Genomic DNA, 18,437 nt, shown 5'->3' with positions numbered 1-18,437 from the left:
CTTCTTCGCCTCATGCACGCCGCATCAGGCGGGGCAGGGATAGCGTTTCCGCATCAGTCCGTCGAACGCCGAGTAGATGGAAATCGATTTGCGCGACTGCGGCGGATAGCTGCGCAGATGGGCCAGCCATTGTTCGGGGGTGAGCGTGCCGCTTTCGGGCGGGCAACTCGTGGTCCGGCGCCCGGCCTTGCGTTCGGCGTCGATCCGCGCCTTGTAGCGCTTGCCCGCGGCGATCACTTCGCCTTTCAGATAATGGGCCTCGGGGGTCGCGATCGCCAGCGGCCCCAGCCGTTCGATCGAACCGGCGCGTGCGAGAAAGGTCGCGACGCTCATATCGCCGGGCGCCATGCCGCACAGCAAAGCGCCGGCGCCGAGTGCGGCAAAAGCCGATCCGATCCGCATTTCCCCGTTGGTCATGCGGACCGGAATCGTGCCAAATCAATGAACAAGGTCTGAATCAGACGCCCTGCGGGTTGGCGTCGCCGAACGGGCGCGGCTTGCGCTTGATCTGCGGCAGGCCGCCCGCATGACCCTGAACCGGGTTGCCGTTCTTGCCCTGATCATTGTCGCGGCCGATGTCTTCGCCCTTGATCGCGCGCTTCGACTCCTCGCCCGACAGCGTTTCATATTCGAGCAGCGCACCGGCAAGCAGGTGAAGCTCGTCGAGATTGTCGGTCAGCACCTTGCGCGCGACATTCTCGCCTTCCTCGACGAGGCGACGGACTTCGGCATCGATCAGCTTGGCCGTCTCCTCGGACATATTCTGCGCGCGCGAGACACTGTGGCCTAGAAAAACCTCGTCCTGATTGTCGCGATAGCGCAGCCAGCCGAGCTTTTCGGACATGCCATATTCCATCACCATAGCCCGCGCCATGTCGGTCGCCTGCTGGATGTCGTTCGAGGCGCCGGTGTTGAGTTCGTCCTTGCCGTAGATGAGCTGCTCGGCGATGCGGCCGCCGAAGCAGAGCGCGAGCCGCGCCTTCATCTGCTTCATATTCTGCGAATAGCGGTCGCGCTCGGGCAGGTTCCACGTCACGCCCAGCGCGCGCCCGCGCGGGATGATGGTGACCTTGTGCAGCGGGTCATTGCCCTCGACGTGAAGCGAGACGAGCGCGTGGCCGGCCTCGTGATAGGCGGTCGCCTTCTTCTCGTCCTCGGTCATCACCATCGAACGGCGTTCGGCACCCATCATCACCTTGTCCTTGGCCTCTTCGAACTCGTTCGAGGCGATCAGGCGCTTGCCCTTGCGCGCCGCCAGCAGCGCCGCTTCGTTCGCGAGGTTGGCGAGATCGGCACCCGAGAAGCCGGGCGTGCCGCGCGCGATCCGGCGGAGGTCGACGTCGGGCGCGAGCGGCTTCTTGCGCGTGTGGACTTCCAGAATCTTCTGGCGGCCCTCGATGTCGGGACGCGGCACGACGACCTGACGGTCGAAGCGGCCCGGACGTAGCAGCGCGGGGTCGAGGACGTCGGGACGGTTGGTTGCCGCAACGATGATGATGCCTTCATTCGCTTCGAAACCGTCCATTTCGACGAGCAACTGGTTGAGCGTCTGCTCGCGTTCGTCATTGCCGTTGCCGAGCCCGGCGCCGCGATGGCGGCCGACCGCGTCGATTTCGTCGATGAAGACGATGCACGGCGCGTTGCGCTTCGCCTGCTCGAACATGTCGCGGACGCGCGACGCGCCGACACCGACGAACATCTCGACGAAGTCCGAACCCGAAATGGTGAAGAAGGGCACGCCCGCCTCACCCGCAATCGCGCGGGCAAGCAAGGTCTTGCCGGTGCCGGGCGAGCCGACGAGCAGCGCGCCCTTCGGAATCTGGCCGCCGAGCTTCGAGAATTTGGTCGGGTCTTTCAGGAACTCGACGATTTCTTCCAGCTCCTCGCGGGCTTCGTCGATCCCCGCGACATCGTCGAAGGTCACGCGGCCCTGCTTTTCGGTCAGCATCTTGGCGCGCGACTTGCCGAAGCCCATCGCGCCCGAGCCGTTGTTCTTCTGCACCTGGCGGAAGACGAAGAAGGCGATGCCGAGGATCAGCAGGAAGGGCAGCGACTGGATGAGCAGATAGACCCAGATATTGCCCGTTTCGGTCGGCTTTCCGTCATATTTGACATTATTGTCGTTGAGCATCTTCAGCAGCTCGGGGTCGCGCACGATATTGGCGGTGAAGCGGTCGCCGTTGGTCAGCTCGCCGGTGACGCGATCTTCGGACAGCACGACCTGCTTGACCGCGCCTTCCTGCACCTTTTGCCGGAACTCGGAATAGGCGAGCGTGTTGCCGGTCGGCTGCGCCGCGCCCCCGAAGATCGAGGCGACAAGGAGCATGGCAAGCAGGATGCCGCTCCAGATCATCACGCTCTTCATCCAGGGGTTGCCCTGCGGTTCCTTATCGTCCTGCATCGGAATCTTTCCCAAATTCGCGCCAAAATTCGCGCACGCGGCGCTTCTCTCCCGATAATGTAGGATAATCGGGTTAAATGACAATGAGCCAATTCGCCCTAGGCGCGCGCTTTCCGTCGCGGCGCGGCGGAAATGCGCCAGATCGTGCCGGCGAGGCCGGGAACCGCATCGATCAGCAGCGCGCCGACCATCGCGCGCCGGCCCGCCTTCATCGCGGCAATGACGCCGTCGAGCGAGGCGCCGCGCAGCGCCAGCCCCGGATCGTTGGCGCGCAGCCGCTGGGTGACGACGCGGCGGAAGATCTCGGGTGGATAGCCTTCGTCGCGGATCACCGCGATATCGGACGCATCGGGCCAGGAGGCGATCAGCCGCTCGACCGCCCAGTCGATCGCTTCGTCGGCCTCGGCCAGCCAGCGCGCCGAGCGCGCCGCCGCCTCGACATCGAGCGTCGTCTGCGCGCGCAGCGCGTGGCGCAGCCGCGCGCGGTCGAAGCGGTCGTCGGCGTTCGACGGATCATCGACGAAGGGGATGTCGTTGTCGAACGCGATCCGCATCAGATCGTCGCGCCGCCAGTGCAGCAGCGGCCGCAGCACCGATCCGTTGCGTGCGCGGATCGCGGCCAGGCCGCCGACCCCGCTCGCGCGGTTGAGCCGCATGACGATCGTCTCGAGCTGGTCGTCGGCGTGATGCGCGGTCAGGATATGCGCGATGCCATGATCCTGCCGCCATCCGTCGAGCAGGCGATAGCGCTCGGCGCGCGCCGCCGCCTGCGTCGATCCCCGGATCGGCGCCGGCGGAAGCAGCGTGTCGTGCGGAATATGCTCGCGCGCGCAGAAGCCCGCGACCATGCGCGCTTCCTCGTCCGAGCCCTTGCGCAGACCGTGATCGACCGTCGCCGCGCGGACCTGACCGGGCAGCAGCGTCGCCATCAGCCAGAGCAGCGCCATGCTGTCGGGACCGCCCGAGACCGCGACGCCATAATGCAACCGCTGCCAGTCGGCACCGGCGAGCGCGGCGAGGTCGCGCCCGAGCCGTTCGACGGCCTCGCTGCTGTCAGCAGCCTGCTTTTGCTTTTGCGGCGGCTGCATCGGTGCGGACATCCTGCGGCGCCTTGTCGCCGTACACATCGTCGAGCTCGCGGAACGCCTTGCAGGCGTCGGCCTTGCGGCCGAGCTTTTCGAGCGCGACGCCCATATACATCAGGCTGTGCGGGGCGCGGGGACCGCTCGGCCGATCCTTGTAATTATTATAGAAAGCGACCGCGGCGAGGCTGGGCTTGCCCTCGTCGAGATAGGCGCGGCCGAGCAGATTCTGCGCGAAGCTCGCCTGGTTGCTCTTCGGCCATTTGGTCACGACGGTCTTGAGCTGGGTTTCCGCCTCGGGATAGAGTTTCGCGTCCCAGAGGCGGAAGCCATAATTATAGGCATCTTGCTGTTCGTTGCCGGTCGAGGGGATTTCGACCTTCTTGACCAGGGCGAGGCGCGCGGCATCGGGCGACGCTGCCTTGGCGGGCGTTGCGGCGGGCTTCTTCGCGGGCGCTGCCGCCGTCGTGGCGGCGGGCGTCGGCTTCACCGTCGGCACCACCGGCAGGCTGGCAGGCGTTGCCTCTGCCGCCGCTTCGGCGGGGAAGCGCCTGTCCATCTCGGCCTTGTAGGCGGTGAACTGCTTTTCGAGCTCGCGGAGCTGATAGGCGTTCTGCTCGGTCTGGCCGGTCAGCGTCTGAAGCTGCGATTCGAGGGCATCGACCCGTGCGGTCAGGTCCGCGACCGGGGTCGCGGCCTTGGCGCGCTCGCCCGGCGTATTGTCGGGCGCGATCTCGCCTTCGAAGAAAGTCGGAGCGCCGCCGGGAAAAACCTGGCGCTGGACCGCGCGCATTTCCTTTTCGAGCCGGTCGACGCGCTTGGTGACGGTCTGGTCCTGCGCCTGAGCAGGCGCGGCCGCCGCGATCGCGACCGCCGCCACGCCCATGAGAGTGACATGCTTCATCATTTGCCGATAGGCCCCCACAGATTAACCAATTTTATCCCGGCCTTCATAACGCCCGAAACGGCGGACGCGCAAACCTATTTCGGCGCGCCGCGGCTTCGCTTCATCGGGATGACGGCCTCAACGCGTGGTTTTCGGCGCGGGCGTCGATGCCGGGGTAGCCGCTCCGGTGCCGCCGCCGGCGCGTGCGACGAGGTCGGCGGGTTTCAGCGAAATGCCCTTGATCAGCGTGTCGGCGGGGCCGATCGGGCCGACGTCGCGGCCGCCCACGGTGACCTTCAGCGCCTGCGGGATGCTGGTGCGAAGCGTGAATTGTTCGATATAGGCCGCGGGCACCTCATAGGTTTCGCCGGGGTCGAGCGTCCGCCAATTCTCGGTCTTGCCCTTGGCGTCGTCGAAGCCGATCCACACTTCGGAGAGGCCGGTCAGCACGACCGGCGCATTCGCGGCGACGGAGGCGCCGGCCTTCGCCGGGGCGGTTGCGGGCGCGGCCTGGGTGGCGGGGGCCTCCGAATCTTCGGCGGCCTGGTTCTGCGCCGCGATCAGCGCCTCGTCGGGTTCGACCGACAGGAAACGCCAGACGCCATAGGCCGACACCAGCAGCAGCGCGACGATGACGAGCGTCCAGGTCAGCCGCGCGGTCGGCAGGCGCGCCGGGTCGGTCGGCTCATAGGCTTCGTAGACCGGCCGCGCGCCATATTGATCCTCTTCGAGCTCGCGGCGGATCGAGGCCGCGATCTCGGCCTCGGGCAGGTCGACTGCGCGGGCATAGGCGCGCGCGAAGCCGGTGACGTAGGTCCGGCCCGGCAGTTCGGAGAAATCGGATTTTTCAATGGCGTCGAGGTGCCTTTGGGTGATCCGCGTGCGCGTCGCCACGTCGGCGAGCGACAGGCCGGCGGCCTCGCGCGCCAACCGCAGCTTGTCGCCGGTGCGCGTGATCGCCAACTCGCCCTGCTCGGGGGCGGTTTCCTCGTCTGCCATCGCTGTCTCCTTGCCGGTCGTTGCAACCCGGTTCGACCGTGCGGGCCGTTCATCGCATTGACGGCGCGCGAAAGTCAAATGGAGTTCGGCAAACGAACGGCTGAAAAGAAGCGGTTACGCGTTTCGGCCGAAGGCAGATGCCGAAGGACTGTTCCATAGGACTGATCGATCGATAATCTTGCTACGGGACGGCAGCGATCTTTCTCCTGTTCGTCCGGGCGGCCTTTCGTCGGCTCGCCGTATCCGCAGCACGGCCGGGCAGCTAAGTATTTGGTGTGACCGCGTGCGATGCGTCACGGACGGGCCATTACCGTTCGACAGGAGCCTTCATGTTCAAACCCTCCGGTGCGCTCATCGCGCTGTGTCTTGCCGGCCTTGCGCCACTTGCCGCTTCCCCTGCGTGCGCGCAGGGCGCGGCGGCGGCCGCTTCGTTGACGCCCGGCACGAAGGTCTATGACCAGAATGGCGAAGAGGTCGGGCAGATCGTCAAGGTGGCGGGCGACAAGGTCGCTGTGGCGATCGACGGCAACGGTCTGGTCGTGCCGAAGGATGCGTTCGTGAAGTCGGCGAAGGGGCCGGCCCTCAAGGCGCCCAAGGCGAAGATCCTCGCGGTGCTGAAGGAGGCTGAGGCCGATGCAGCGGCGGTCGATGGGGCGTTGAAGCCGGGGGTGGCGGTGCGCAGCGCCGACGGTGCGGCGGTGCTGGGCAAGGTCAAGGAAATCGTGGCGCAGGGCGCGGTGCTGACCACCAGCGAAGGCAATATCACGATGCCGCGCGCCGCTTTTTTCCTGTCGGATAAGGGGCTGGCCGTGAAAGTGAACGAAAAACAGTTCATCGAAGGCGTCCGCGCGGCGCGGGCGCAGAAGAAGAAAAGGGGTTAGCGCTTCCTCATTCATGGCCATTGTCCGAAGGCGACATCAATGTCGGTCACCAGAGCCAGATAGAGAGCCAGATAGAGTGGGCACCCGAAAGCGGTCGTTTCAGCCGTGAACGGTCTCTCCGCGTTCTAGCATGCCTATGAAATCCCCGATCTTTCGGGCTCTGGTCTCAGCTTTCTTCACCGCGCCAATCCGGTACAAAATCGCATATCGATTAGCGCCCTTGAGCGTAGCGAAGAAAGCTGCGGCCTTCGGATTCGCATCGAGCGCGTTCTGCAAATCCGGTGGAATCTCAGCCTTGCTGGCCGATGCATACGCGGCTTCCCATCTGCCATCTGCCTTCGCTTTATCAATTTCCAATTGTCCAGATGGCTGCATGCGCCCTGCCGAAATCAGCTCCAGCGCGCGTTTGCGATTGACCTTCGACCACTTGCTGCGCGGCCGGCGTGGGGTAAAGCGTACCAGCCAGCTTTCAGCGTCATACTTGTCAAGTTGGCCGTCGATCCAGCCAAAGCAAAGGGCACTGTCTATCGCCTGGGCTTTGGTGACGCTGACGGTGCTCGAACTCTTCTTAGGAAATCTAACCCATGCACCGTTTGAATCGCTCGGTTGCTCCGCCAACCAGTCCTCCAGTGCAATTTGATCAGCAAATGAAGCTATCGGAAGGCCGGAGCGATATTCAGTCATCCTCTAAATTTGCCCCAATTCGGCGATTCGATAAAGGTCCGCTTCTGTTAACCTGCGTCTGATAGTTGCCGGACCGGAAACCACCCCAAAGCAGACGTTATACCCTACAGCACATATTTGCTGAGGTCGGTGTCACCCACCACATTGGCGAGCTGCTTGTCGACATAGGCGGCGTCGATGGCGAGCGTCGTGTCGGGGACGTCCTCGGCGGTGAAGCTGATTTCCTCGACCAGCCGTTCCATGATCGTCTGGAGGCGGCGCGCGCCGATATTCTCGACCCTTTCGTTGACCTCGGCGGCGAGCTTCGCGACGCGGGCGATCGCGTCGGGCGTGAAGGTCAGCGTCACGCCCTCGGTTCCGAGCAGCGCGGCATATTGTTCGGGAAGCCCGGCCTTGGTCTCGCTGAGAATGCGGACGAAATCCTCCTCGGTCAGCGCGCCGAGCTCGACGCGGATCGGCAGACGGCCCTGCAATTCGGGGAGCAGATCGCTCGGCTTGGCGACATGGAAGGCGCCCGACGCGATGAAGAGGATATGGTCGGTCTTCATCGGACCATATTTGGTCGCGACCGTGGTGCCCTCGATCAACGGCAGCAGGTCGCGCTGGACGCCCTCGCGGCTCACCGAGCCGCCGCGCACGTCGCTAACGGCGATCTTGTCGATCTCGTCGAGGAAGACGATCCCGTTCGCCTCGGCATCGGCGAGCGCGACGCGCGCGACATCGTCCTGGTCGAGGCGCTTGTCCTGTTCTTCCTCGATCAACCGGGTCGCGGCCTCGATCACCTTCAGCTTGCGGCGCTTCTTGGGCAATCCGCCCATGGCCTTGCCGAGCATGTCCGACAGGTTGATCATGCTCATCTGCCCCGGCTGTCCGGGCAGGTCGAACGACATGCTCGGCGCCTCGGAAACCTCTATCTCGACCTCGCTGTCGTCGAGATGGCCTTCGCGGATGCGCTGGCGGAAACTCTGGCGCGTCGCCTCGCTCGCGCCCTTGCCGGTGAGGGCGTCGAGCAATCGCTCCATTGCGGCTTCCTCGGCCGCGGCGCGCACCGCGTCCCGGCGACGATCGCGTTCCAGCCGTACGGCCTCCTCGACGAGATCGCGCGCGATCTGCTCGACGTCGCGGCCGACATAGCCGACCTCGGTGAATTTGGTCGCCTCGACCTTGATGAAGGGCGCGTCGGCGAGCTTGGCGAGGCGGCGCGAAATCTCGGTCTTGCCGCAGCCCGTCGGGCCGATCATCAGGATATTTTTCGGGCTCACCTCGTCGCGCAGATCGGGCGCGAGCTGCTGGCGGCGCCAGCGGTTGCGCAGCGCGACGGCGACCGCGCGTTTTGCGGCGTTCTGACCGATGATATGCGTGTCGAGGGCGGCGACGATCGCCTTCGGAGTCAGGTCCTTGTTCATGCTTATTTCCGGATTTCGATGGTTTCGGAGGTGAACTGGTCGTTGGTGTAGACGCAGATGTCGGCGGCGACGTCCATCGCCTTGCGTGCCAGCACCTCGGGGTCTTTTTCATAGTCGGCGAGGGCCCGCGCCGCTGAGAGCGCGAAATTGCCGCCCGATCCGATCGCGGCGATCCCGCCCTTGGGTTCGAGCACGTCGCCGTTGCCCGTAATCACCAGCGTCACCTCCTTGTCGGCGACGATCATCATCGCCTCCAGATTGCGGAGATATTTGTCGGTGCGCCAGTCCTTGGCGAGTTCGACCGCGGCGCGGAGCAATTGACCGTTGTGCCGCTCAAGCTTGGCTTCGAGGCGCTCGAACAGGGTGAAGGCATCGGCGGTGGCGCCCGCGAAGCCGCCGATCACACCACCGTCGTGGAGGCGGCGCACCTTCTTCGCATTGGGCTTCATCACCGTCTGGCCCATCGATACCTGACCGTCGCCGATGACGACGACCTTGTCTGCATTGCGGGCGGAAAGAATGGTGGTTCCGTGCCAGGGCGCGGCACTATGCGCATGAGGATTGGTCATGGGCGGGGATATGGGAGATGGCTTCCCGCCCCGCAAGGGATGTCGGGGAAAGGTGTCGCGCAAAAAGTGGGGCAATCTCCCGAGTTCAGGCATTTCAGCGATCAGCATCGCGGCCGAGACAGGACCGATTCCCGGAACGGAGCGCAGAAGTTGCGCCTTCGTCGCGAGGCTCTCATCTTGCGCGATAGGCCGACTCGATGCAGCGATGGAGGGCCACGTTTTCGAGGCGATGTGACTATTGGTTTTCCTGTGGCCGGTCTCACGACGAAACGGGGCGGGATCGTCGGAAATACTCGGCCGATTGGGGGCAAGCTATCAGCTAAGCGAGATCGATGTGATCAGCATTCCGGCTGAGATTGGGCTCTAATTCGGAAGAAACTCCCAACGCTGGCGTAATGTGGCGGGTGATGGCGTAAACGTGATTCCGCACAGCCATCGATTTGCGCGATCTTCTTCGAATTGGGACGCCCCCGTCCCTCCGGAGCGGAATCGTGACCCCTACCAAGCTGCTGATCGGTCAAATTCTTGTCGTTTTCGCGATCGTCATCGCGGGTGTGTGGGCCGCGACGCAATGGTGCGCGGCGCAGCTTGGCTATCAGCCGCAACTTGGCCCAGCCTGGTTCATTCTGTTCGACACGCCGATCTATCGGCCGTGGTCCATCTTCCCGTGGTGGTATCACTACGACGCCTACGCGCCGCACATCTTCGACAAGGCGGGGATGATCGCCGGGGCAAGCGGATTGTTTGGCTGCGGCGCCGCCATCGTCGGGTCGCTCTGGCGCGCGCGGCAATCGCGCCATGTCACCACCTATGGGTCCGCCCGCTGGGCCACCACGCGAGAGATCGACCGCGCCGGACTGTTCCTCGATGCGGGCGTGTTCCTCGGCCGCAAGCGCGGACGCTATCTGCGCCATGACGGCCCGGAGCATGTCATGGCCTTTGCGCCGACGCGCAGCGGCAAGGGCGTTGGGCTCGTCATCCCGACGCTGCTGAGCTGGACCGGTTCGGCGGTCATCCACGACATCAAAGGCGAGAACTGGCAGCTTACAGCAGGCTGGCGCGCGCAGTTTAGTCATGTGCTGCTCTTCAACCCCACTGATCCCCGGTCCGCCAAATATAATCCGCTGCTTGAGGTTAGGAAGGGCGCGAACGAGGTTCGCGATGTCCAGAATATCGCCGATATTTTGGTCGACCCCGAAGGGGCGCTGGAGCGTCGAAATCACTGGGAAAAGACATCGCATTCGCTGCTGGTCGGCGCGATCCTCCATGTCCTCTATGCGGAGGAAGACAAGACGCTCGCGCGCGTTGCGACCTTCCTGTCCGATCCACAACGACCCTTCGTCACGACGCTCCGCCGTATGATGACCACTAATCACCTCGGCACCAAGGAGGCGCCGCAGGTTCGGCGCCGGCATCGGCGGCATGGCGCGCGCCGCCAAAGGGGCTGCCGCCAACCGGATGCACAATGCTCTCGGATTTCGCGCCGCCGCCGAGCGCGGTCAGCAAGCCGCCTGGGCCGCAGGGACCAGCGGCGCATCGAGCGCGGTCGGCGGTAGCGCAGCAAGCGGCGACGCATCGCCGCCCGCATGGTCATCACGACTGACAGGCGGGTGTATCACATCGAATTGGCGAGCCGGACGACCGGCGCGATGGCTGCCTTGTCGTGGACCTACCCGCAGGATGAGTTGATCGCGCTGCGCCGTGAGCACGATGCAGCCGCCGCGGCAGCGCCGGTCGCATCTGGCCTCGCCATCGAACGACTCAATTTCCATTATGAGATTAGCGGCGACAAGCCGGCATGGCGGCCTGTTCGCGCGTTCGACGATGGGCGGCAGACCTTCATCGAGTTTCCGCCGCCGATCGCCGTGGGCGAAGCGCCCCCGCTGTTCGTCATCGGCGCCGACGGCGAGGCTCAGCTCGTCAATTATCGCATGGTCGGGCGCTATTATGTCGTCGATCGCCTGTTCGGCGCCGCCGAACTACGCCTTGGCGGCAAGAAGCAGCAGATCGTGCGGATCGAGACGGCGCAGCCGAAGCGGAGGCGCGGTCGTGACTGAACCTGTCGAGCGGTCCGCAAAGGCCGCACCGCCCAAGGCCGATCCTGAAACTCTCGTGCTGCGCGCCGCGCCGGGGCGTGTCACCCGCTACCGATCTGGCTGACCGTTGCCGGCACGCCGCGGAAATCGGCCCGTCGTCGCAATATCTCCCACGCGAATGTTCGCAGGTCATCGAGACTGTTGGTCGGGGGCAGGTCGCGTGCGATGAGCGTGAAGCTCTCGGTCTTTTTTCTCATTGGCTTGGTCATCCTTTCCGTCCTAGGGACAAGGACGGATTGGGCACCGGGACCCCTAAACGAAGTTCTGAATATCCTCGCTGGCCGCAAATTATCGGGCCTTTACAGAGCATTTCGCGATGCCGCTGCGGCTCAGCGCAACCATGATGGGGCTGTCGCGCAAAGGCGTGCGGGGAATTCCGCTGCGTCAGTCATAGCCGCTGAGGGAAAAGGGGCGGGCGTTGGAACCTTTATGCAAAGGCCCGCTACTTCGGTCCGCGCCGGTCACCGATTACCCTCGGTCGCTGGCACGCACCTGTCTTACGGCGCCCGCGCTCGCGGCGTAGCCGCACTCGGCAGCCGTATCAAGGCAGGGGGCCGTGGGCCTTTACCGCCGCGCGAGGGCGGTTGATTTTGTCAGGGGCCATTTTCGACCATCCTGCGCAGCCTGTCTTGATGCTTTCATCCTGCCGGAAGGCCGCCGTCACGCGGTCATGATCCGGGAAGAAGGTCTGTGGACGATTACGATGCCAATGCGCGGGCCGAGCGGGCGCGACACGGCCATCCCTTTCTCAACACCGCACAGGCCGCGCACTATGTCGGTTTGCACTACCGCACACTCGAAGTCATGCGACGGCAGGGGCGTGGACCCCGCTTCCGGCGGCACGGCCGCCACATCCGATATCATATCGACGATCTCGAACAATGGTCGTTGACGAACGGGCAGGATCTCAGCTCGGGCGAGGCCGATTGATGGCCGGATTTCCGCGCCGATCGTCCCGCCCGCGATGCCCGGTGCATGCGAGACGGGTGCTCCTCATGGCGGGCGCGGGCCTGGCGTTGCTCGGCGCGGCGGCCGTGCTCGATGCGATCGTACGGCCATCGCCGCGGTTCGTATGGAATCTCTCGGCCAGCGCGCCGCTCGGCCTCTATGTCGTCAGCAGCAAGGGCGAGATCGCCGCCGGCGATACGGTCATTGCACGCGTTCCGGCGCTCTGGCGTCTCTGGGCCGGCCGACGGCGCTACATTCCGATCAACGTGCCGCTCGTCAAACGAGTGGCCGCGATACCCGGTGATAGCGTCTGTGCGATCGGGACGCTCGTCCAGATCAACGGCCGCGGCGTCGCTATCCGCCGCCTTTCCGACGGGCGCGGGCGCGACATGCCGGACTGGCACGGCTGCACGACGCTCGGCCAGCGCGAGTATCTGCTGCTGGGCGATGGCCCCGATTCTTTCGATGGGCGCTATTTCGGTCCAACCGGCCGTAACGACATCATCGGCAAGGCGCATCGATTATGAAGTCGGTGAGACTCTGGATGGTCTTGGTCGGCGTGGCGCTCGCGACGCCGGCCGAGGCCCGGTCGGTCGAGGCGTGGCGACCCTATATTGAAGAGGCGTCGACACGCTTCGGCGTTCCCGTCGACTGGATCGAGCGCGTCATGCGCGCCGAGAGCGGCGGCCGCACGACGCTGGACGGCCGCCCGATCACCAGCCGTGCGGGGGCGATGGGCCTCATGCAGCTCATGCCAGGGACATGGGCCGACATGCGCGCGCGGCTTGGGCTGGGCAGCGATCCCCACGCGCCGCGCGACAATATCCTGGCAGGAACCTATTATCTGCGCCTGATGTATGACCGCTTCGGCTATCCCGGCTTGTTCGGCGCCTATAATGCGGGACCGGCGCGCTATTCGGCGTTTCTGGCCGGGCGGTCAGGACTTCCTCGGGAAACGCGCGTCTATATGGCCGCAGTCGCGGATCGCGCGGTGTTGCCGGGTGCTAAGCTGTGCGCCGATACCTTCGCTTCTGCGCCGGATCGAGCCGGCATTGTCGATGGCCGCGAGGATGTCCTGCAAATTTTCTTCATCCGTCGATAAGGCGGAAGGCGTGGAATTTCTCGGGACGGCGTGCGTGGTTGTGGCGCTCCCATGACGAACTTGTCCATAATGCTTCCTTCCAATCCAACGAAAGGATCGCACCATCAAACCATGGGATCAAACAACTAGGTCGTAAAAACTGGCTGTTTGCTGGCTCAAAGACAGGCGGCGATCGCGCCGCTGCTGTCTACTCCGTCATCGAGAGCGCCAAACTCAATGGCCTCGAACCGCAGGCCTATATTGCCGACGTCATCGCCAAGATCGCTGGCGAATGGCCTGCTGCCAGTTGGGATGAACTCATGCCGTGGAACTGGCAGCCCGATCAGCAACCGGTCGCCGCAGTCGCCTGATCTGCGGCCTCCAGCCCACGCTCACTTTGCTGCGTCTGAGTGCCGATCCCCGCCAAGATATCGGCTCTGGCGGCGAAATTTCGCAACTCCTTCCGATCCTCGCAATGATTCCGGTTCGACCGAGACATCGAATAGCCGTTATTTTCGTTAGGGCTTGCTGATCGAGAGACTGATCCGCGATTGCAACCCGCGTCGACATATCGATGTGGGCCGCGGCCTATAATGTGTCGTGGTGGGCAGCGCACAGGATGCCTCGTCAACTCGCGTCTTGTTTCTCAATTGTCGGGCGGTCATGTCTGATCCATGGAACATCTGTTGCAATATTATGGTCAATTGAGTTTCGTGATCGGAGACAGCACCGGCGCAACCGATAGCCTCCTGCATGTGCATGGCGGGCTGGCAGTAATGTTGTCCGGATTGTAACGCGACGATAGCTGGCTACTTGGACGCCGTTTCTTTTCGTATTGGCTGCGGCTTTACTCAAAGAGACGTCCGATCGTGTCGTGCATGGATCGTGGAGGATGCTCGACACCGCATTCGACATTATCAACACGATTTTCTGGTCATTGGTGTTGATGGTCGGACTTCGCTGGCGTCGTGTGCATCCGCGAAAATAGGAGGTCGCCATCGTCGACCCGCGATGCCGGTCTGCGCACGCTGGGCCGGTCGATCAGTCAGGTGAAGTCGCTGCCAGATATTCGACGATCGACTTGACCTCCTGCGCGCGCGCGCGCGGAATGATCAGCACATCGTTGCCGAGCGTGACCACGATCAGGTTGGAGACACCGACGACCGCAAGACGCTTGCCGCCGTCGGCGCGTAAATAATTGCCGCGCGCGTCGAGCGCGACGACCTCGCCCATGCGGACGTTGCCCGCGTCGTCCTTGTCGGCGAGTTCGTAGAGCGCCGCCCAGCCGCCGACGTCGGACCAACCGGGGTCGACCGGCACGACGACGAGTTGCTTCGCACCCTCCATCACCGCATAGTCGACCGATTGCGACGGGCTGGACAGGAACGCGTCTTCATCAGGGTGGATCAGCGCTCCGTCGCGGCGCGCCGTCGCCATCGCGCCGGCGCAGGCGCGCCCGATCGGCGGTTGTTGCCGGTCGAGTTCGGCGAGGAAACGGTCGGCGCGCATCAGGAAGATGCCGGCGTTCCAATAATGGCCGCCTTCTGCGAGCATCGCTTCGGCCTTGTCGCGCGGTGGTTTCTCGACGAAGCGGCGGACGTGGCAGACGCCGGGCGCAATAATGTCGCCTGACGCAATATAGCCATAACCCGTTTCGGGGTGCGACGGCGCAATCCCGAAGGTCGCGAGCGCGCCCGCCTCGACCGCGGGAAGCGCGGCATTGATCGCGCGATGAAAGGCAGCGACATCCGTCATCAAATGATCGGCGGGCATTACAAGCAGCGTCGCGTCGGGATCGCCTGCGAGAGCGGCGAGGGTGATGGCCGGTGCGGTGTTGCGCGCGGCGGGCTCGACGATGATCGTCGCATCAGCGATACCGGCGGCGGCGATATCGGCCTCGACATGGGCGACGTGCGCGGGGCCACATACGATCAGCGGCGGTGCGAAGCGCGCGCGGTCGATGACGCGCGCCAGCGTTTGGCGGAACATGTCGCCGTCACCGATTAGCGGCTGGAACTGCTTGGGCGTCTCGCTCGTCGATATGGGCCAGAGGCGCGTGCCGGCGCCGCCCGACAGGATGACGGGAACGATCAATGTGCGGGCCAACTCAGCAGCGCGCGCGCGCCGGCGGCGAGGCGGATCGTGTCGGCGCGGGCGGTTGCGATGCACTCGCCGAGCCGTACCGCCTCGTCGCCAATCTGGCACCCCGCAGACAGGGGGACGAAGGTGAAATCGTCGCTCCAGCCCGGCAGCAAGCCGGCGGTATCAGCGCCGGCCAGGTGGAGCAGGCTGAAATGCGGGCCGTCGACGAGCAGTCGGCCGCGCGTCGGGTTGACGTGCGCGTCGCGTGGGTCGGGGCAGGGCTCCAGCGCCGCGACCGCAAGCCCCGCGTCGAGGTGCAACGCGCGCGGACGGCCATAATCGTAAAGGCGATAGGTGCAGTCGACATTCTGCTGCACCTCGACGATCGTCAGGCCGGCACCGATCGCGTGGATCGTCCCGGCGCGATTGTAGAGGAAATCATCGGCCTTTGCCGCGCGCCAGTCGATCAGGCCGGTGATCGACCCGTCGAGCGCGGCATCGCGGAGCGCTTCGCGTGTCGTCGGCACGGCGAGGCCGGCGCCGAGTTCGGCGCCCGGTTCGGCATCGAGCACCAGCCAGCATTCCTCTTTGCCGTGCGGATAGCCCGCAGCCTGTGCGGCGGCATCGTCGGGGTGAACCTGGATCGACAGCCGCTCGGATGTGAAGAGGAATTTGACCAGCGGCGCGACATCACCGTCAGGCCGCGTGAACCATATTTCGCCGATGCGGCGCCCGCCGAAATCGCCGAAATCGGCTGGGATGTCGGTGCGGCCCCATGGCTTTTCGACGATGATCGGTTCGAGCCGGGTCATCGCGCGAGAATGCGGCCAGCGGGCGTGATAGGTCAAGCGCGCCGCCTCAGGCGGCCCGATGGAAACGGTTGCCGTTTCCGCTGCCACCGGGCTGGTCGAGCCAGAGCCCGCGCGTGTCGTAGACGATCTTGTCGCCGCGTTCCTCAAGCGGGATCGACTTGAAGAGATCATGGTCGACGAGAATGATCAGCAGGTCGCAGGAGGCGAGCGCGCTGTCGAGATCGATAAGTTCGGCGCCGGTGCCCGCAAATTCCATGGGTAGCCCGCGCGCATAGGGTTCGACGATCTGGATCTGCTGGCCGAAGCGGCGCGCGAGCGCAGCGGCGACCTCGACTGCGGGACTTTCACGGAAATCGTCGATGTTCGGTTTGAAGGCGAGGCCAAGGCAGGCGACGCGTGCCTCCGGATGCTGCGAGACGAGCATTTCGGCGGCGCCGATAACATGCGCGGTCTTGGCGAGATTGACCTCGCGCGCGGTGCGGATCAGGCGGCTGTGCTCGGGCGCGCCGTGGACGAGGAACCAGGGGTCGACCGCGATGCAGTGACCGCCGACGCCGGGTCCAGGCTGGAGGATGTTGACGCGCGGATGGCGGTTGGCGAGGCGGATCACTTCCCACACGTCGACGCCCAGATGCTCGGCCATCATCGACAGTTCGTTGGCGAAGGCGATATTGACGTCGCGGTAGCTGTTCTCGACCAGCTTCACCATTTCGGCGGCGCGTGCCGAGGTGGTGACGCAGGCGCCGCGGACGAACTGGCGGTAAAAGGTCATCGCGCGGCGGGCGCAGCGCGGGGTGATGCCGCCGATGCATCGGTCGTTGTCGACGAGCTCGACGAGGATGCGGCCGGGCAGCACACGCTCGGGGCAATAAGCGACGAAGATGTCGGCGGCGCCCGTGCAGGCGCCGGGGACCTTGAGGTCGGGGCGAAGCTCGGCGAGCAGCGCGGCCACCTTTTCGGTGGTGCCGACGGGCGAGGTGGATTCGAGGATGACGAGATTGCCGACCTCGAGCTTCGGAGCGATCGCGCGCGCGGCCGATAGGACGTGGGTGATGTCGGGGCGATGTTCTTCATCGTGCGGGGTCGGCACCGCGATGACGAAGACGTCGGCGGGCGCGACTTCGGTCGAAGCAACGAGTGCGCCGCGCGACACGACGCCCTGGACGAGACCGTCGAGATCGACTTCCTCGATATGCACCTTGCCGCTGTTGACGGTATCGACGACGTGTCGGCTGACATCGATACCGATGACGCGGCTGCCCGAGCGCGCGATCAGCGCGGCGGTCGGTAGGCCTATATAGCCGAGGCCGAGGACGGTAACCTGCTGGTCGTTATCGATGAGCACGCGCAACAATCTCCGCTATTCGTGTCGCAGCGCGACCATCCCCGAAGGGATTATGCGCGCGCGCCATGGCATTATAGGCGCCTTCATCGTCCAAAAGGCTGAAAATTTCCGAAACGATCCGATTTTTGTCGGTGCCGACGAGCCGCGCTGTACCCGCCTCGATGCCCTCTGGCCGCTCGGTTGTCTCGCGCATCACGAGCACCGGCTTGCCGAGCGACGGCGCCTCCTCCTGCACCCCGCCGCTGTCGGTGAGCACCAGGTGGCTGAGGCCGAGCAGGCGAACGAAGTGGGGATAGTCGAGCGGATCGATCAATGCGACGTTCGCGAGATTGCCGAGGATCGGTTCCATCGCGCTGCGCACATGCGGGTTCGGGTGGACGGGGAAAATCACCGCGACATCGTCGCGCGCCGCGACGCCGGCGATGGCCTCGGCGATCGCCTTCATCCCGTCGCCGAAATTCTCGCGGCGATGCGAGGTAACGGCCACGATGCGCTTGTCCGCGAAGCGCGCGGCGAGCGGGTCGAGACCGGCGGCCAGAGATGGTTCTTCGCCAAGGCGTGTTTGCGTCGCAAGCAGCGCGTCGATCACCGTATTGCCGGTGACGTGAATGCGGTCGGCCGGCACATTCTCGGCGCGGAGCGCGGCGGCGGCCGTTTCGGTCGGCGCGAAATGCAGGTCGGCGATCGCGCCGGTGACCTTGCGGTTCACCTCTTCGGGCCAGGGGTGATAGATATTGCCGCTGCGCAGGCCCGCCTCGACATGGCCGACTGGAATCTTGCGGAAATAGGCGGCAAGCGTCGCCGCCATCGTCGTCAGCGTATCGCCGTGGACAAGGATACGCTCTGGCTTTTCGGCATCGAACGCCACGCCGAGGCCGGTGACCAGTCGCGCAAGCAGGGCGTCGAGCGTCTGGTTCGCCTGCATGAGGTCGAGGTCGATGTCGGGGGTGATCTGCGCGATTTGGAGTACCTGATCGAGCATTTCGCGGTGCTGGGCGGTGACGCAAACGCGAGCCTCGATACCCGGCTGGCCGCGAAGGGCGTGCACGACGGGAAACATTTTGATCGCTTCCGGCCGCGTGCCGAAAACCGCCACTATCTTCATCTGTCGTTCCCTGAATCGCGCGGCTCGATGGTTCGCGCCAGGATATCATGATTCTTCATT

The 18,437-nt window shown here is 64.7% G+C and carries 17 protein-coding genes and 4 pseudogenes; 7 read left to right on the top strand and 14 right to left on the bottom strand.

What is annotated here, in order from left to right; genetic code table 11:
- Positions 1–24 precede the first annotated feature (24 nt).
- The 5 genes from NP825_RS09815 to NP825_RS09795 form a co-directional block, all read right to left on the bottom strand.
- A complete protein-coding gene (locus NP825_RS09815; protein WP_257550987.1) occupies positions 25–417 on the bottom strand; it encodes a hypothetical protein in 393 nt (130 codons plus the stop codon).
- Positions 418–457: 40 nt separating this feature from the next.
- The gene (gene ftsH, locus NP825_RS09810) at positions 458–2,401 is read right to left on the bottom strand and encodes an ATP-dependent zinc metalloprotease FtsH (RefSeq protein WP_257550985.1); all 1,944 of its coding nucleotides are present in this window, start codon (positions 2,399–2,401) and stop codon (positions 458–460) included.
- Positions 2,402–2,499: 98 nt separating this feature from the next.
- On the bottom strand, positions 2,500–3,501 hold the full coding sequence (gene tilS / locus NP825_RS09805; RefSeq protein ID WP_257550983.1) for a tRNA lysidine(34) synthetase TilS: 1,002 nt from the start codon (positions 3,499–3,501) through the stop codon (positions 2,500–2,502).
- Positions 3,455–4,390: a tetratricopeptide repeat protein gene (locus NP825_RS09800; RefSeq protein ID WP_257550981.1), complete on the bottom strand. Its 936-nt coding sequence runs from the start codon at positions 4,388–4,390 to the stop codon at positions 3,455–3,457. Before NP825_RS09800 ends, tilS begins: the two co-directional genes overlap by 47 nt.
- 117 nt (positions 4,391–4,507) lie before the next feature.
- A complete protein-coding gene (locus tag NP825_RS09795) occupies positions 4,508–5,368 on the bottom strand; it encodes a helix-turn-helix domain-containing protein (protein ID WP_257550979.1) in 861 nt (286 codons plus the stop codon).
- A 329-nt stretch (positions 5,369–5,697) separates the two neighbouring features.
- On the opposite strand from NP825_RS09795, the gene NP825_RS09790 reads away from it, so the two are divergent.
- On the top strand, positions 5,698–6,249 hold the full coding sequence (locus NP825_RS09790; RefSeq protein ID WP_257550977.1) for a hypothetical protein: 552 nt from the start codon (positions 5,698–5,700) through the stop codon (positions 6,247–6,249).
- A 99-nt stretch (positions 6,250–6,348) separates the two neighbouring features.
- Here the strand turns inward: NP825_RS09790 and NP825_RS09785 are convergent, their stop codons facing one another.
- The 4 genes and pseudogenes from NP825_RS09785 to NP825_RS09770 all read right to left on the bottom strand — a co-directional run.
- Positions 6,349–6,933, bottom strand: coding sequence for a YdeI family protein (locus tag NP825_RS09785; RefSeq protein WP_257550975.1), 585 nt, complete (start codon positions 6,931–6,933; stop codon positions 6,349–6,351).
- Positions 6,934–7,037: 104 nt separating this feature from the next.
- On the bottom strand, positions 7,038–8,339 hold the full coding sequence (gene hslU / locus NP825_RS09780; RefSeq protein WP_257550965.1) for an ATP-dependent protease ATPase subunit HslU: 1,302 nt from the start codon (positions 8,337–8,339) through the stop codon (positions 7,038–7,040).
- A gap of 2 nt (positions 8,340–8,341) precedes the next feature.
- Positions 8,342–8,908: an ATP-dependent protease subunit HslV gene (hslV, locus tag NP825_RS09775; protein ID WP_257550962.1), complete on the bottom strand. Its 567-nt coding sequence runs from the start codon at positions 8,906–8,908 to the stop codon at positions 8,342–8,344.
- Positions 8,909–8,980: 72 nt separating this feature from the next.
- A pseudogene (locus NP825_RS09770) lies at positions 8,981–9,073 on the bottom strand (transposase); the annotation flags it as partial.
- A gap of 326 nt (positions 9,074–9,399) precedes the next feature.
- On the opposite strand from NP825_RS09770, the pseudogene NP825_RS09765 reads away from it, so the two are divergent.
- Together NP825_RS09765 and NP825_RS09760 are read left to right on the top strand one after the other, a co-directional pair.
- Positions 9,400–10,311, top strand: a pseudogene (locus NP825_RS09765) (type IV secretory system conjugative DNA transfer family protein); the annotation flags it as partial.
- Positions 10,312–10,482: 171 nt separating this feature from the next.
- Positions 10,483–10,965 (top strand): annotated as a pseudogene (locus tag NP825_RS09760) (TrbG/VirB9 family P-type conjugative transfer protein); the annotation flags it as partial.
- Positions 10,966–11,045: 80 nt separating this feature from the next.
- Here the strand turns inward: NP825_RS09760 and NP825_RS09755 are convergent.
- Positions 11,046–11,201: a hypothetical protein gene (locus tag NP825_RS09755; protein WP_257550960.1), complete on the bottom strand. Its 156-nt coding sequence runs from the start codon at positions 11,199–11,201 to the stop codon at positions 11,046–11,048.
- A gap of 493 nt (positions 11,202–11,694) precedes the next feature.
- Between NP825_RS09755 and NP825_RS09750 the strand changes: the two genes are divergently transcribed.
- The 4 genes and pseudogenes from NP825_RS09750 to NP825_RS09735 all read left to right on the top strand — a co-directional run.
- Entirely contained in the window at positions 11,695–11,934 is a 240-nt protein-coding gene (locus tag NP825_RS09750; protein ID WP_257550957.1) for a helix-turn-helix domain-containing protein, read from the top strand.
- 65 nt (positions 11,935–11,999) lie between these two features.
- Positions 12,000–12,479, top strand: coding sequence for a S26 family signal peptidase (locus NP825_RS09745; protein ID WP_257550955.1), 480 nt, complete (start codon positions 12,000–12,002; stop codon positions 12,477–12,479).
- Complete coding sequence (locus NP825_RS09740) at positions 12,476–13,054, top strand: lytic transglycosylase domain-containing protein (protein ID WP_257550953.1); 579 nt, start codon at positions 12,476–12,478, stop codon at positions 13,052–13,054. The genes NP825_RS09745 and NP825_RS09740 overlap by 4 nt, the downstream gene beginning before the upstream one ends.
- A 125-nt stretch (positions 13,055–13,179) precedes the next feature.
- A pseudogene (locus NP825_RS09735) lies at positions 13,180–13,404 on the top strand (transposase domain-containing protein); the annotation flags it as partial.
- A 670-nt stretch (positions 13,405–14,074) separates the two neighbouring features.
- On the opposite strand, the gene NP825_RS09730 reads toward NP825_RS09735, so the two are convergent.
- Genes NP825_RS09730 through wecB form a run of 4 tightly spaced genes read right to left on the bottom strand, consistent with a single transcriptional unit; the run spans position 14,075 to position 18,377 of the window.
- On the bottom strand, positions 14,075–15,127 hold the full coding sequence (locus NP825_RS09730) for a mannose-1-phosphate guanylyltransferase (RefSeq protein WP_257550950.1): 1,053 nt from the start codon (positions 15,125–15,127) through the stop codon (positions 14,075–14,077).
- On the bottom strand, positions 15,124–15,927 hold the full coding sequence (locus tag NP825_RS09725) for a class I mannose-6-phosphate isomerase (RefSeq protein WP_257550948.1): 804 nt from the start codon (positions 15,925–15,927) through the stop codon (positions 15,124–15,126). The genes NP825_RS09730 and NP825_RS09725 overlap by 4 nt, the downstream gene beginning before the upstream one ends.
- A 46-nt stretch (positions 15,928–15,973) precedes the next feature.
- Positions 15,974–17,272 carry a UDP-N-acetyl-D-mannosamine dehydrogenase gene (gene wecC / locus NP825_RS09720; protein ID WP_257550945.1) on the bottom strand — a complete coding sequence of 433 codons (1,299 nt, stop codon included), beginning with the start codon at positions 17,270–17,272 and terminating at the stop codon, positions 15,974–15,976.
- Positions 17,259–18,377, bottom strand: a complete 1,119-nt coding sequence (gene wecB / locus NP825_RS09715) for a non-hydrolyzing UDP-N-acetylglucosamine 2-epimerase (RefSeq protein ID WP_257550943.1) — start codon at positions 18,375–18,377, stop codon at positions 17,259–17,261. The genes wecC and wecB overlap by 14 nt, the downstream gene beginning before the upstream one ends.
- Positions 18,378–18,437 lie beyond the last annotated feature (60 nt).

The organism is Sphingopyxis sp. DBS4 (assembly GCF_024628865.1).
GTDB lineage: Bacteria > Pseudomonadota > Alphaproteobacteria > Sphingomonadales > Sphingomonadaceae > Sphingopyxis.
The sequence above is the reverse complement of the archived record's forward strand: the minus strand, read 5'-3'. Positions and strand labels throughout refer to the sequence as shown.

Coding starts and splice junctions, on each gene's coding strand:
- hslV (WP_257550962.1), bottom strand. CDS start 8,908: ATGACCAATCCTCATGCGCATAGTGCCGCGCCCTGGCACGGAACCACC.
- NP825_RS09745 (WP_257550955.1), top strand. CDS start 12,000: ATGGCGGGCGCGGGCCTGGCGTTGCTCGGCGCGGCGGCCGTGCTCGAT.
- NP825_RS09815 (WP_257550987.1), bottom strand. CDS start 417: ATGACCAACGGGGAAATGCGGATCGGATCGGCTTTTGCCGCACTCGGC.
- NP825_RS09740 (WP_257550953.1), top strand. CDS start 12,476: ATGAAGTCGGTGAGACTCTGGATGGTCTTGGTCGGCGTGGCGCTCGCG.
- tilS (WP_257550983.1), bottom strand. CDS start 3,501: ATGTCCGCACCGATGCAGCCGCCGCAAAAGCAAAAGCAGGCTGCTGAC.
- NP825_RS09725 (WP_257550948.1), bottom strand. CDS start 15,927: ATGACCCGGCTCGAACCGATCATCGTCGAAAAGCCATGGGGCCGCACC.
- ftsH (WP_257550985.1), bottom strand. CDS start 2,401: ATGCAGGACGATAAGGAACCGCAGGGCAACCCCTGGATGAAGAGCGTG.
- NP825_RS09790 (WP_257550977.1), top strand. CDS start 5,698: ATGTTCAAACCCTCCGGTGCGCTCATCGCGCTGTGTCTTGCCGGCCTT.
- NP825_RS09795 (WP_257550979.1), bottom strand. CDS start 5,368: ATGGCAGACGAGGAAACCGCCCCCGAGCAGGGCGAGTTGGCGATCACG.
- NP825_RS09785 (WP_257550975.1), bottom strand. CDS start 6,933: ATGACTGAATATCGCTCCGGCCTTCCGATAGCTTCATTTGCTGATCAA.
- NP825_RS09800 (WP_257550981.1), bottom strand. CDS start 4,390: ATGATGAAGCATGTCACTCTCATGGGCGTGGCGGCGGTCGCGATCGCG.
- hslU (WP_257550965.1), bottom strand. CDS start 8,339: ATGAACAAGGACCTGACTCCGAAGGCGATCGTCGCCGCCCTCGACACG.
- NP825_RS09755 (WP_257550960.1), bottom strand. CDS start 11,201: ATGAGAAAAAAGACCGAGAGCTTCACGCTCATCGCACGCGACCTGCCC.
- wecB (WP_257550943.1), bottom strand. CDS start 18,377: ATGAAGATAGTGGCGGTTTTCGGCACGCGGCCGGAAGCGATCAAAATG.